The sequence below is a fragment of the Rhizobium pisi genome (assembly GCF_003938655.1).
Taxonomy (GTDB): Bacteria; Pseudomonadota; Alphaproteobacteria; order Rhizobiales; family Rhizobiaceae; genus Rhizobium; species Rhizobium pisi.
This window is the reverse complement of sequence record NZ_RJJT01000010.1, coordinates 1-14,336: the sequence shown is the minus strand read 5'-3', so window position 1 is coordinate 14,336 and position 14,336 is coordinate 1. Positions and strand designations below refer to the sequence as shown.

General features: G+C 62.3%; 8 protein-coding genes. 3 read left to right on the top strand and 5 right to left on the bottom strand.

What is annotated here, in order from left to right; all coding sequences use genetic code 11:
- Positions 1-98: 98 nt before the first annotated feature.
- Positions 99-4,874, top strand: coding sequence for an NAD-glutamate dehydrogenase (locus tag EFD55_RS15220; RefSeq protein WP_125845886.1), 4,776 nt, complete (start codon positions 99-101; stop codon positions 4,872-4,874).
- Positions 4,875-4,897: 23 nt separating this feature from the next.
- A complete protein-coding gene (locus tag EFD55_RS15215) occupies positions 4,898-6,286 on the top strand; it encodes an MFS transporter (protein ID WP_125845885.1) in 1,389 nt (462 codons plus the stop codon).
- Positions 6,287-6,332: 46 nt separating this feature from the next.
- Here the strand turns inward: EFD55_RS15215 and purH are convergent, their stop codons facing one another.
- The 4 genes from purH to htpX all read right to left on the bottom strand — a co-directional run bounded on the left by purH (position 6,333) and on the right by htpX (position 12,380).
- The gene (gene purH, locus EFD55_RS15210; protein ID WP_125845884.1) at positions 6,333-7,949 is read right to left on the bottom strand and encodes a bifunctional phosphoribosylaminoimidazolecarboxamide formyltransferase/IMP cyclohydrolase; all 1,617 of its coding nucleotides are present in this window, start codon (positions 7,947-7,949) and stop codon (positions 6,333-6,335) included.
- Positions 7,950-8,157: 208 nt separating this feature from the next.
- Positions 8,158-9,831 carry a heparinase II/III family protein gene (locus tag EFD55_RS15205; RefSeq protein WP_125845883.1) on the bottom strand — a complete coding sequence of 558 codons (1,674 nt, stop codon included), beginning with the start codon at positions 9,829-9,831 and terminating at the stop codon, positions 8,158-8,160.
- A gap of 213 nt (positions 9,832-10,044) precedes the next feature.
- On the bottom strand, positions 10,045-11,433 hold the full coding sequence (locus tag EFD55_RS15200) for an RsmB/NOP family class I SAM-dependent RNA methyltransferase (RefSeq protein ID WP_125845882.1): 1,389 nt from the start codon (positions 11,431-11,433) through the stop codon (positions 10,045-10,047).
- Positions 11,424-12,380: a zinc metalloprotease HtpX gene (gene htpX, locus EFD55_RS15195; RefSeq protein WP_125845881.1), complete on the bottom strand. Its 957-nt coding sequence runs from the start codon at positions 12,378-12,380 to the stop codon at positions 11,424-11,426. The genes EFD55_RS15200 and htpX overlap by 10 nt, the downstream gene beginning before the upstream one ends.
- Positions 12,381-12,490: 110 nt before the next feature.
- On the opposite strand from htpX, the gene EFD55_RS15190 reads away from it, so the two are divergent.
- Complete coding sequence (locus EFD55_RS15190; RefSeq protein WP_125845880.1) at positions 12,491-12,715, top strand: DUF1674 domain-containing protein; 225 nt, start codon at positions 12,491-12,493, stop codon at positions 12,713-12,715.
- A gap of 91 nt (positions 12,716-12,806) precedes the next feature.
- On the opposite strand, the gene acs is transcribed toward EFD55_RS15190, so the two are convergent.
- The coding region (gene acs / locus EFD55_RS15185) for an acetate--CoA ligase (RefSeq protein WP_125845879.1) at positions 12,807-14,336 on the bottom strand (1,530 nt) is incomplete at its 5' end.

Below are 14,336 nucleotides of genomic sequence, written 5' to 3'. Positions count from 1 at the left end.
AAAGCATCAAAACGATCCTACAGGCCTCTATTTTAGAGATTTTTTCGAGGAATCTTCTGCTAGCTTGCAGAAAATCAGATCATCGCGGGAGGCGATTCATGGCTGCCAGAAACAATCCGAAACGGGAGAAGCAGATCGAAAGTGCGCGCAAGATCGCCAAGGCGACAAGCGAGGCCTATCTCGATCCGGAAATTCTCTTCGGCCGGGCCAGCAATGACGATCTCGAACTCTATACGCCTGAGATGCTGGCGCTCACCGCCGTGCATTCGGCCAAGGAACTCGCCGCCTGGAACGGCAAGGCGCCGCGGGTCAGCATCGACACCATTGCCGATGTCACGCCTGACGGCACCGCCGTCTCGGTGCTTTCGGTCACCGACAGAAACATGCCTTTCCTCTATGAATCGGTCATGGGTGAGGTGACGAGCACCTACCGCGACCTGTTCATGGCCGTGCATCCCATCCTGGTAATCGAAAAGAGCAAGGCACCCGCGCTTTATTCCGCCGATCATCCGAGCGATCCGGCCGCGCGCGTCAGCCATATCCAGCTTCATATCGCGCCGCTCAATTCCAGCCAGGCCGCCGATCTCATCAAACGCGTACAGACCGTGCTCGAACAGGTCCGCCTGTCGGTCTCCGACTGGAAGCCGATGCTTGCCAAACTCGATGGCGTGATCGCCGAGCTTGCGGCCAATGGCGCCGGCCGCAGGAAGGCCGAACACGCCGAGGCGATCGCCTTCCTGAGCTGGCTGCGCGATGAGAATTTCACCTTCCTCGGCATGCGCGAATATGTCTATTCCGGCAAGGGCGCCGACGCCAAGGTCGAGCGTGACAAGGGCGCTGGCCTCGGTATCCTCTCCAACCCCGACGTCCTCGTGCTGCGCACCGGCAAGGACGCCGTGACGACGACGCCCGAGATTCTCGCCTTCCTCGACGGCCCGGACTTCCTCATCGTCACCAAGGCGAACGTGAAATCGATCGTCCATCGCCGCGCCTATATGGATTATGTCGGCGTCAAGCGCTTCGATGCCGACGGCAACGTCACCGGCGAGCTGCGTATCGTCGGTCTTTTCACCTCGACGGCCTATACGTCGCTCGCCTCCGAGATCCCGCTGCTGCGTTCCAAGATCGAGAAGGTGAAGGAGCATTTCGGCTTCGACCCGATGAGCCATTCCGGTCGCATGCTCGACAACACGCTGGAATCCTATCCGCGCGACGATCTCTTTCAGATCGACACGACCTTGCTTGCGAGCTTTGCCGAACAGATCAACGATCTGGCCGACCGGCCACGCGTGCGCGCCCTGCCGCGCATCGACCATTTCGACCGCTTTGTCTCGGTGATCGTCTACGTGCCGCGCGAGGAGTATGACTCGATCGTGCGCGAGCGGATCGGCACCTATCTGAAGACCGTCTATGACGGCCGTGTCTCCGCCTATTACCCGGCTTTCCCGGAAGGCGGCGTGGCGCGCGTGCATTTCATCATCGGCCGCTCCGGCGGCAAGACGCCGCGCATTCCGCAGGCGAAGCTGGAGCAGACGATCCGGGAAATCACCGCACGTTGGGACGATCGTTTCGAGGCGCTGGCCGGACCCAAGGCGCCGAAACTATCGGTCGATCAAGCCTTTCAGGATTCCTTCACGCCGGAAGAGACCGTGGCCGACCTCGCCGATATCGGCGCTTGCGCGGCCGGCGAGCCGCTTCGCATCCAGTTCTATCATCGCGAGGAAGAGCAGGGCCGAACCCTGTCGCTGAAGATCTTCCACGCCGGCGGCCAGCTGGCGCTGTCGCGCCGCGTGCCGCTTCTGGAAAACCTCGGTTTCAACGTCGTCAGCGAACGCACCTTCGACATCGGAGTGCCGGCCGCCGGCGGAGAAACCAAATTCGTCGTACTGCACGATATGGAACTCGAGGCCCGCAACGGCGGCGAAATCGATCTGCAGCATTACGGCGCCGCGCTCGAGGAAGCTTTTGTCGCCGCCTTCGCCGGTACGATCGACAATGACAGCTTCAACCGGCTGATCCTGTCGGCCGGGCTTTCGGCACGCGAGGCCAACGTGCTGCGCGCCTATGCGCGTTATCTCCGGCAGGCCGGCATTGCCTATTCGCAGGATTATATCGCAACGACGCTCGACAAATATCCTGCAATCGCCGCCGCCATATTCCGTCTCTTCCATGACACGCTCGACACCAGGCTTTCGGAAAAGGTCCGCTTGAAGAAGCTTGCCGAGCTACACCAGACGATCGAAGCTGCGCTCGCCGACGTGCCGAGCCTCGACGACGACCGTATCCTGCGCCGCTACGTCAATGTCGTTGATGCGACGCTGCGCACCAATTATTTCCAGAAGAACGCCGACGGTTCGCCGAAGCCGATGCTTGCCTTCAAGCTCGATCCGAACCTGGTCGACGGGCTGCCGGAGCCGAAACCCTTCCGCGAGATGTTCGTCTACGGCGTCGAAGTCGAAGGCGTGCACCTGCGCTTCGGCAAGGTGGCGCGCGGCGGTCTGCGCTGGTCTGATCGTGCCGAGGATTATCGCACGGAGGTGCTCGGCCTCGTCAAAGCCCAGCAGGTGAAGAATGCCGTTATCGTGCCGGTCGGCGCCAAGGGCGGCTTCTACCCGAAGAAGCTTCCTGTCGGCGGCAGCCGTGACGAGATCTTCAATGCCGGCCGCGAGGCTTACAAGACCTATATCCGCACCCTGCTTTCGATTACCGACAACATATCCGGCGCCGATATCGTGCCGCCTAAGGATACGGTGAGGCTTGACGGCGACGACCCCTATTTCGTCGTCGCCGCCGACAAGGGCACGGCAACCTTCTCAGACACCGCCAACGCCCTGGCGCAAGAGGCCGGCTTCTGGCTGGACGACGCCTTCGCCTCCGGCGGCTCGGCCGGTTACGACCACAAGAAGATGGGCATCACCGCCCGCGGCGCCTGGGAAACGGTGAAACGCCATTTCCGCGAAATGGACATCGACATCCAGACGACACCCTTCACCGTCGCCGGCGTCGGCGACATGTCGGGCGACGTCTTCGGCAACGGCATGCTGCTCTCTCCCAAGATCCGCCTCATTGCCGCCTTCGATCACCGCGACATCATCATCGATCCCGATCCGGACATGGAAAAGACGCTTGCCGAGCGGCAGCGCCTCTTTAACCTGCCGCGCTCGAGCTGGCAGGACTTCGACAAGAACGTGCTTTCGAAAGGCGCGATGATCATTTCCCGCGCGGCGAAATCAGTGACGCTGACGCCGGAAGCGGTTGCCGCGATCGGCCTCGAAAAATCAGTCGCCACGCCCTTCGAGATCATAACGGCGATCCTGAAGAGCCCGGTCGATCTTCTCTGGTTCGGCGGCATCGGCACCTATGTGAAGGCTCCCTCCGAAACCGACGCCGAAGTCGGCGACCGCGCCAACGACCCGATCCGCATTACCGCGACTGAGGTCCGCGCCAAGGTGATCGGCGAGGGTGCAAACCTCGGCGTCACCCAGAAGGGCCGCATCGCCTATGGCCTCAACGGCGGGCGCTGCAACTCCGACGCCATCGACAACTCGGCCGGAGTCAATACCTCGGACGTCGAGGTCAACATCAAGATCGCGCTGGCGGCCGCCATGCATGACGGGCGGCTGACGCGCGCAAAACGCGACCAGCTTCTTTCGTCGATGACCGACGAAGTGGCGGTCCTCGTGCTGCGCAACAACTACCTGCAGTCGCTGGCAATCTCGCTGACGGCGCGCAAGGGCACGGCAAACGGCCTGGAACTTGCGCGCTTCATGACCGTTCTCGAAGGCGCCAAACAGCTGAACCGCAAGGTCGAAACGCTGCCGGACGACGCGACGCTTGCCGAGCGCTATGCCGCTGGCAAGCCGCTGACGCGGCCGGAAATCGGCGTGCTGGTGTCCTATGCCAAGATCGTGCTTTTCGATGCGCTGGCCGCAAGCGATCTGCCTGACGATCCCTATTTCACCACGACGCTTTCGAATTATTTCCCCGTGAAGATGCAGAAGTCGAACGCCGGCGATATCGCCGGCCACCGCCTGAAGCGCGAAATCGTCGCGACCGTTCTCGCCAACGAGGCGATCAATCGCGGCGGACCGAGCTTCACCGTCGCCATGATGGACGCAACGGCGGCTTCGGCACCGGAAGTCGTGCGCGCAGCGATCGTCGCCCGCGACGGTTTCGACCTGACCCGGCTCTGGGCCGAAACGGACGCCCTCGACGGCAAGGTTTCCGGCGAGATGCAGAACCGCATCTATGAGGAGATCAGCCACAGCTTTATCGTGCTGACGCGCCTGCTGCTGAAGACCGGCATGACCAAGGCTGATATGGCTGAGGTGATTAGCCGGCTGCAGGCAGCTTTGAAGAAGCTGAAGCCTGCCTTTGCCGAGCAGGCGGCGGCCGATGCCGCTGTCCGCCAGGCGGAATACACCCAGGCGGGCGTGCCCGAAAAACTCGCTGCCGAGATCGCCAGCCTGGCGAGCTTCGCGCTGGTGCCGGAGATCATGCAGATCGCCGAGCGCACCGGCGAGCCGCTGGTGCGCGCCGCCGAAAACTATTTCGCGGTGTCGCAGACCTTCCGCATCGGCAGACTGCTCGCGGCAGGCGGACGGATCCTCACCTCCGACCATTACGAGAACTTGGCGCTTGCCCGCAGCATCGACCAGATCGCCAGCGCCAGACGCGATATCGTCATCTCGGCCCTGTCCGACCATGGCAAGGAAAAGCTTCCCGTCCAGGCCTGGCATGCGCAGGATCGCATCCGCATCAACCGCATCCTCGAGGAGCTTTCGAGCCTCAGCGACGGCGGCGATCCCAATCTTGCGCGCATTACCGTTGCCGCAGGCATCCTGACCGATCTTGCGCGCGACCGGGTGAGGTGAGACAGTCCGCGAAAAAGGAGCGGATGTTGAATCGCATTGACTGGACAGGAACACAGCCGCCAAAGGCCACGGAGAAGGGCATCTGGGGGTGGATGTTCTTCGACTGGGCGGCCCAGCCTTTTTTCACCGTGGTCACTACCTTCATCTTCGGACCTTACTTCGTCGCGCGCCTGACCGCTGACCCGGTTTCCGCCCAGACGACGTGGAGCAACATGGCGACGATCTCCTCTGTGATCATCGCCGTGCTTTCGCCCGTTCTCGGCTCGATCGCCGACCAGTCCGGCTCCCGCAAGCCCTGGATCGGCTTCTTCGCCGTCATCAAGATCGCGAGCCTTTTCTGCCTATGGTTCGCAGCCCCCGGCTCGCCGGTCCTCTATCCCGTGATCTTCATGATCCTCGCCTCGATCTCGGCGGAGTTTTCGATCGTCTTCAACGATTCGATGATGCCACGCCTCGTCCCCAGGGATGAGATCGGCAAGCTCTCCAACACAGCCTGGGGGCTCGGCTATCTCGGCGGTATGATCGTACTCATATCAGTCGTCACGCTCTTGGCGGCAAGCCCCGAGAGCGGGAAGACCATCCTGGGCCTCGACCCGCTTTTCGGCCTCGATCCTAAGACCGGTGAGGATGCGCGCATCACCGGGCCAATCTCGGCCGTCTGGTACCTGATCTTCATCCTGCCGATGTTCCTCTTCACCCCGGATGTCGGCAGAGGTCTTCCCTTCCGCACTGCCGTCCGCTCCGGCTTGCGGGAACTCAGAAACACGCTCGATGAACTCAAAGAGCGCCGCGGCATCCTGAAATTCCTCATCGCCCGCATGATCTACCAGGACGGGGTCAACGGCCTGCTGATCCTCGGCGGCGTTTTTGCCGCCGGCATGTTCGGCTGGGCGACAATCGAGATCGGTATCTACGGCATCATCCTGAACGTCGTCGCGATCCTCGGCTGCCTGGTCGCCGGCCGGATCGACAAGGGCATCGGCTCGAAGGCGACAGTCGTCATCAGCCTGACCATGCTGCTTCTCGCCACCGTCGGCATCATTTCGACAGGACCGGGCTATACCCTTTTCGGGCTGATGCCGTTGCCGACGGCGGATTCCGGCGGTCTGTTCGGCACCGCGGCGGAAAAGGCCTATATTCTCTACGGCCTGCTGATCGGGCTCGCCTTCGGGCCGGTGCAGGCCTCGTCGCGCTCCTATCTCGCCCGCAGCGTCAGCCTGGAGGAGGCCGGCCGCTACTTCGGCATCTACGCGCTTTCAGGGCGTGCCACGAGTTTCATGGCAACGCTGCTCTTCTCGCTGGTGACCTATATGAGCGGATCGTCGCGGCTCGGAATGTCAACGCTGATCCTCTTCCTCGCCGGCGGACTGGTGCTCCTCATCCGCACGCCCTATCCGGCCGATCGGGCATAGGGATAAGCCCTGCCCGGGCCGGATAACGCGGGTGGCCTGCGCCCGATCAGTGCCGGAAATGGCGCATGCCGGTGAAGACCATCGCCACGCCATGTTCGTTGGCGGCATCGATGACCTCCTGGTCGCGCATCGAGCCGCCCGGCTGGATGACCGCCGTGGCTCCTGCTGCAATCATCGACAGAAGACCGTCGGCAAAAGGCAGAAAGGCTTCGGAGGCAACCGCCGAACCACGCGTCATTGGGACCATAAGGCCGAGCGCCTTGGCGGCCTCTTCAGCCTTCAGAGCCGCGATGCGGGCGGAATCGACCCGGCTCATCTGACCGGCGCCGATGCCGGCGGTCTGGCCGTCCTTGGCATAGACCACGGCATTCGATTTCACATGCTTACCGACCTTGAAGGCAAACTTCATGTCATCAAGCTCCTGCGCCGTCGGCGGGCGCTTGGTGACGACCTTGAGCTCCAGATCCTCGACCATGCCGTTGTCACGGCTCTGCACAAGCAGGCCGCCGGAAACGGTCTTGGCTGTCAAACCTGCGATGCGCGGATCCGGCAGGCCGCCGGCAGACAGCAGCCGCAGGTTCGGCTTGCGGGCGACGATTGCCTTTGCCTCCTCGGTCACATCAGGTGCGATGATCACCTCGGTGAAGAGCTTGACGATCTCCTCGGCCGTTTCGGCATCGAGCGTCCGGTTCAGCGCGATGATGCCGCCGAAGGCCGAAACGGAATCGCAGGCGAGGGCCCGCCGATAGGCTTCGACCAGGCTCGATCCGGTAGCGACACCGCAGGGGTTGGCATGCTTGATGATGGCGCAGGCCGGAGCCTTCTCCGGCAGGAACTCGGCGACGAGCTCATAAGCAGCGTCGGTATCGTTGATATTGTTGTAGGAGAGCTGCTTGCCCTGGAGAAGGGCGGCCGTCGAAACGCCCGGCCGCTTCTCGCCGGTCAGGTAGAAGGCCGCCTTCTGGTGCGGGTTTTCACCGTAGCGCATCTCTTCCTTCAGCACGCCGCCGATGACGCGATGGCGCGGCGTGTCGATCGACAGCGCCTCGGCAAACCAGTTGGAAATCACAGCGTCATAGGCAGCGGTGCGGGCATAGGCCTTGGCGGCCATACGCTGGCGGAAGGTATAGACGGTCTTGCCGGCATCCGCAGAAAGCTGCTCCAGGAACTCGGCATAGTCAGCCGGATCAGTCAGGATCGTCACATAGGCATGATTCTTGGCCGACGCGCGGATCATTGCCGGGCCGCCGATGTCGATATTCTCGACGGTCGTCGGATAATCGCCGCCGGCCGCGCGCACTTCTTCGAAAGGATAAAGGTTGATGACGGCGAGGTCGATCGCCTCGATGCCATGCTTCTTCATCGCCTCCTGATGCTCGCCATCGTCGCGAATCGCCAGAAGACCGCCATGCACGGTCGGATGCAGCGTCTTGACGCGCCCGTCCATGATTTCGGGAAAGCCGGTGATCTCAGAGACATCGGTGACGGCAAGGCCGGCAGCCGCGATCGCCTTGTAGGTGCCGCCGGTCGACAGCAGCCGCACGCCTCTTGCGGACAATGTGCGGGCGAGCTCGACAATTCCGGTCTTGTCGAAGACGGAGAGGAGCGCGGTCTTGATTTCGACCTTGTCGGGGGCGGGGATCTTCTTGGAAATGACGGCCATGAAACCTTCTCCGTTCGGGCTTCGGGAGACATCCGCAAAAGGACGTCCGCATGCTGGCGCCGCGTTAGCACAGCTTTGCCGCCGCGCAAACAGGTGTGAAGGGACGATGCCGAAAACCGTGCGTGGCTTTCGGGCGTCATTATACTCCATTTCATTGATTTAAAATGTGGATTCAGATTGTGGCCGGCCGACCTAAAATCATCCGTATCTAGCCCCTGCGGGACAGGAACCAACGGATTTCCGTCTTCTCCGCGAGATCGAAGTCGATCTCGATCTGGTCCGAACCGCAAATGCCGGAGCTGTCGGCAAAGAAGATGTCCTCGGTAATCAGCACTTCATTGCCGGGCGCGGAAAACAACCAGCTTTCACCGTCCGGCGCCGTCAGCATCACCGATTCCCCGTCACTCTGATGCAGGGCGATCGAGGGATGGATATGAAAACGGGCGACAGCCTTCAGGGGCTCGTCACTTTCATATCCTTCCCGGACGACGAGCCGATCACGGCCCGTTACGATCGAGCCTGCGGCATTGAGAGTCAGCTCACGTTCGTGCAGCACCCCGAACACCCTGAGATATCCGTCATGGCTGAGCTTGATGCCGTCACGTCCGTCCTCGGTTTCGGCGCGTTCGACGGTGACGGTCTTGACCGGCTCGGTGACCGCGTGACCGAGGAAGGGCGAGGGCGAAAAACGGCTGGATGAGGTGTCGTTGAGAATGACGGTCGAATGCGCCGCCGTGGTGCGCGCCATCTGGACATAACGATACCCGGCAAACTTCGGCGAGCCCGAATTGACGATGAAGCGATGGCGGCCGGACGACATCTCGAAGGAGAGGCTGCCGGCATGGGCGGTGCGCCGCGCGCCTCCTGAAGGCGGCGTTCCGGTATCGGCAATGATCACCGTCTTTCCCCCGGCAAGCCGCTGATAGCGCGATTGCGGCAGAGCCTTGAACGGCTGGCCGGCGGTCTCGTCATATCGCAGCACGGACATCAGCTCGTTTGCGAGCGTGGAAGTCGCCCCGTTGAAGAGCGCCAGATCCCCGTCCTGGTGGCGAAAGAACCGTAACGCCGGATACATGCGATCGATGCCGGAGATCAGCTTCTGCGGCAGGTCATGGCCGAGATTGACATAGGTCTGCCTCAGCGGCAGCAGATCGAGCAGCAATTCCAGGCCGACGCGCGGATTGCGCGAGATATGCCCGCCGTCCGGGAGAATCTGGCTATCGAATTCGCGGTCAAGCGCTTGGGCCGCCCGTTTGAGCGTGGATGCGCGGGTCGGCATGGCAACGGAAGCCATGGCAAGCGCGATGCGCAGCCGAAACAGTTCCAGGCCGCCGAGGGTGAACGGCGCCATGCGATGCAGGAACCGGACTTGGAACGCCAGCGATTTCATGAAGCGGCGATAAAATCCGCGATCGGCGTTCTGCAGCACGACAGGCGAATGCGACAGCCAGGCGATGACGCGCTGGGCCGTCACATCGATTTCCCAGGCAATCCCCTCCATGCGGCCGGCGTGGATGGAAAGCCAGCTGTCGACGATCGCCCGGGCGGCGGCCGAGCTGCGCTCCGTCTTGTTCGCCCGCATGTGCCGCAACCAGCCGAAACTATGAAGGCGGGTCGCGAACGGGCGAGAGGGCAGGGTGAAGGTGAAAGGCGATTTCCCGTTGGTTTCGAGCATCCGCCCGGCCAACAGAAAACGTCCGTTGAGGATCTCGTCTGCCACATGCGGATCGATGCTGCGAAGATCGGTCGGCGCGACAATCAGGCGCTCCGGTGCCTTGGTCGAATGACGGAAGAGCTTCAGGCGCAGCAACGCGACGCGGCGCAAGGCGCGCCGCCAAGCCTCCCGAACATACATGCTCGCAAAACGCCGACCGGACTGCATATTCTATTGTCTATTGACCCTCGTGGTTAAGAATAGGTGAAAAGCGGCCGATTTCATCGCCCACAATGAATTAATTCGTGACAACGTTCGAATATACGCAAATTAAACTGTGTCATCCCAAATTCTGCAGGGATTTTGAGAGGCCGCTTACCGACATGAGAATTGGAAGCGACCTGCTGGTGCAGGTTCGCCGCGACGCGCTCTGACCTGCCGTTAAACTGTCCGCCGCAGCACCGCTGCATAAAAGCCATCGAGACCGGAGGCGATGCCGTTGTGCATCTTCAGCATGGTCGGAAGCGTGCGGAATTCGCCAAGCGGCGTGATCGCCGCTTCAAGGCCTGGCCAATCTCCTGCAGCGATCGGAAGGCGCTCGACCCCATGCGTATCGGAGAGAACACGGGCGACGACCTCTTCGCCTTCGGCGGGATCGAGCGAACAATTGGAGAAAACCAGCGTGCCGCCCGGCTTCAGCAATGTCAGCGCATGACGCAGCAACCGTTCCTGCAGCGCCGCCAGTCTGGCGATATCCTCGGGTCCTTTGGTCCAAAGCACGTCCGGATGGCGTCGTGTGGTGCCGGTGGAAGAGCAGGGGGCATCGAGCAGGATCGCATCGAAGCGCTCCGCCGGCTCGAATTTCGTCAGGTCCGCCGCGATCGTCTCCGCCTCGAGGCCAAGCCGGTCGAGATTCGACCGCAACCGCCTTAGCCGGCTTTCCGATTGGTCAAGCGCGGTCACCGCGGCGCCGGCAAGGATCAGCTGCGCCGTCTTGCCGCCGGGCGCGGCGCAGAGATCGGCGGCACGTTTGCCGGAGAGATCGCCGAAAAGCTTTGCCGGAATGCTGGCCGCAGCGTCCTGCACCCACCACGCCCCCGCGTCGAAGCCTTCGAGTGAGGGAATGCCGCCGTCGAAGGCGGCGAGCCGCACGCCGCCCGTGGGCAGGGTTACGCCATTCAGTCGTTTCGCCCAGCCTTCGGGGTCGGACTTGACGGTCAGATCGATCGCGGCCGGTTCGAGCTGCGATTCCGAAATCGCCAGCGCCGTCTCCCGTCCATAGGCCTTTTCCAGCCTTGCGATGAACCAGGCCGGCATCGGCGCAACCTGGCCGATCTCTTCCAGCACCTTATCCTTCTCGCGGCCGAGACGGCGGAGGATGGCATTGACCAGCTTGGCAAAACGGCGATTGCGCGGATCCAGATTGGCCTGCTCGACAGCAAGATCGACAGCCGAATGATCGGGCACGTCGAGATATAGGATCTGCGCGGCACCGATCGCGAGAACATGGTGCAGCGCCCGCGCGCCCTCCGGCAGCGGGGAATCGAGCAGCGAGGCGATTGCCGCATCGATGCGCGGCAGATGGCGCAGCGTCGTGTTCAGGATGGCGCGCACAAGCGCCCGATCGCCTTCGCCGAGCGCTTTGTAGGCCGGATTGCCGTGTTCATGATCGAGAGCGCCGTCGAGCGGCAGCTTGCGGTCGACGACGGCAGCGAGGATTTTCGCCGCCGCGGACCGCGCCTGCAGGCCGGGCTTATCAGGCGCCGATCGGGGAGCGGGAGTTTTCTGCTTGCGGAATGGCTTTTTCGTGCCGTCTGAATTCAAGACCACGGACCTTTTGGCGGTTGCGAACCACCGCGACCCGTATTCGGAACAGAGCGCGATTTGCGCGAGGGATTAGCAGCACGGACCGGTCCCGTCGAGACATTCATGCCACCCTGCGCCATCTCCTGCAGCGCGGCGATGCGGTTTTCCGTGTTCGGATGGGTAGAAAACAGATTGTCCATGCGCTCGCCGGAAAGCGGATTGATGATGAACATATGCGCCGTCGCCGGATTGCGCTCTGCATCCTCGTTCGGCACATGGGCAGCGCCACGGGCGATCTTGCCGAGCGCCGAAGCGAGCCAGAGCGGATTGCCGCAGATCTCGGCGCCGCGGCGGTCGGCCGAATATTCGCGCGTGCGGCTGATCGCCATCTGCACCAGCATGGCGGCGAGCGGTGCCACGATCATCGCCACGAGGACGCCGACGAAGCCGAGCGGATTGTTGTTGTTCTCGCGGTTGCCGCCGAAGAAGAAGGCGAAGTTACCGAGCATCGAGATGGCGCCGGCAAGCGTTGCCGTGATCGTCATGGTCAGCGTGTCGCGGTTCTGGATGTGGGCAAGCTCATGCGCCATCACGCCGGCGACTTCCTCGGGAGATAATGCCCTGAGCAGGCCTGTCGAAGCAGCGACGGCGGCGTTTTCTGGGTTGCGGCCGGTGGCGAAGGCATTCGGCTGCGGGCTGTCGTAGAGATAGACCTTCGGCATCGGCAGGCCGGCATTGCGGGCGAGATCGCGCACGATGCGGAAGAATTCCGGCGCGTTGCGCTCATCGACCTCCTGGGCGCGATAGGCCGAAAGCACCATGCGATCGGAGTTCCAGTAGGAGAAGAAATTCATGCCGGCGGCAATGAGGAATGCAATCATCATGCCGGCCCGGCCGCCGATCAGGAAGCCGACAAACATGAAAAGCGCCGTCATGAAGGCAAGCAACATGGCAGTGCGAACGAGGTTCATTGCGGATCTCCATCTCCGATTTCGGCGGCGCAGCTTTCAATCACGGCGCCGGCGCACTATGATTTGGTTATTCACCGGCCATTTTCAATGTTTTCCGGCAGGAGAAACCAATGCAGGAAGCCGACAACGACAATAGCGAAATCCCGGCAACCGAGGGATCGGAGCCGCCGCGCAAGATGCTGTCCCCGGCTGCCAAACGCGCCCTTGCCGAAGCCGAAGAACGGCGAAAGAACCAGAAGCCATTGGAATTGCCAGCGGAGATCGGCGGCCGCGGCGGAGCCGAGCCCGCACGCTTCGGCGATTACGAAATCAATGGCCGGGCGATCGATTTCTAAGTCAATATTGACAATGACGGCGGACGCAAGCGTCCCCATCCGATGCGCGGGAGAGAAATGAGCCGCCCCTGGAAAGGAGCGGCTCGATTAATCAGGCGGTCGCCTTGTTCTGCCGGTTGGCGATCAGATCGTCCACCACGGCCGGATCGGCAAGCGTCGACGTATCGCCAAGCGCGCCGAAATCGTCCTCGGCGATCTTGCGCAGGATGCGGCGCATGATCTTGCCGGAGCGGGTCTTCGGCAGGCCGGGCGCGAACTGGATCTTGTCGGGCGCGGCGATCGGGCCGATTTCGGCCCGGACATGTTTCACGAGGTCCTGGCGAAGCGCGTCCGACCCGTCATGACCGGCCATCAGCGTCACATAGCAATAGATGCCCTGGCCCTTGATCGGATGGGGGTAGCCGACGACGGCTGCTTCCGAAACAAGGTTGTGCGAAACGAGGGCGGATTCCACTTCCGCCGTGCCGAGCCGGTGGCCCGAGACATTGAGCACGTCGTCGACGCGGCCCGTGATCCAGTAATAGCCGTCCGCATCGCGCCGGCAGCCGTCGCCGGTGAAATATTTCCCCTTATAGGTGGAGAAATAGGTCTGGATGAAGCGCTCGTGATCGCCGTAGACCGTACGCATCTGCCCCGGCCAGCTGTCGGTGATGCAGAGATTGCCGTCGGCTGGGCCTTCCAGCACCTTGCCCTCATTGTCGACCAGTTGCGGCTTGACGCCGAAGAACGGCGTCGTCGCCGAACCGGGTTTCAGATCGGTGGCACCTGGCAGCGGCGTGATCATGTGACCGCCGGTTTCCGTCTGCCACCAGGTATCGATGACGGGGCAGCGTTTGTCGCCGACGACATTGTAATACCACTCCCAGGCCTCGGGATTGATCGGCTCTCCGACCGTGCCGAGCAGGCGCAGCGAGGAGCGCGAAGAACGCGTGACGAATTCGTCGCCGGCGCCCATCAGCGAGCGGATCGCCGTCGGCGCCGTATAGAAGATGTTGACATTGTGCTTGTCGATGACTTCCCAGAACCGGCCCTGATCCGGGAAATTCGGCACGCCCTCGAACATCAGCGTCGTTGCGCAATTCGCAAGCGGCCCATAGACGATATAGGAGTGGCCGGTGACCCAGCCGACATCGGCCGTGCACCAGTAGACGTCGCCATGATGGTAGTCGAAGACATATTCATGCGTCATCGAGGCGTAGACGAGGTAACCGCCCGTCGTGTGCAGCACGCCCTTCGGCTTGCCGGTCGAGCCTGATGTATAGAGAATGAAGAGCGGATCTTCCGCCTTCATCTTCACCGGCGGGCATTCCGCCTTCACGCTGGCGACCTCCTGATGATGCCAGAGATCGCGGCCGGGCGCCCAGCCGGTCTTGCCGCCGGTGCGGCGCACGACCAGCACCTTGTCCACGATCACATGCTGGCGTGCCGCAATATGAATTGCAGTATCGGTATTGTCCTTCAGTGGCACGGGCCTGCCGCCGCGCACGCCTTCGTCGCAGGTGATGACGAAGGTGGATTCGCAGTCGACGATGCGCCCGGCCAGCGCCTCGGGCGAGAAGCCACCGAAGACGACCGAATGCACCGCGCCGATCCGGGCGCAGGCGAGCATCGCATAGGCCGC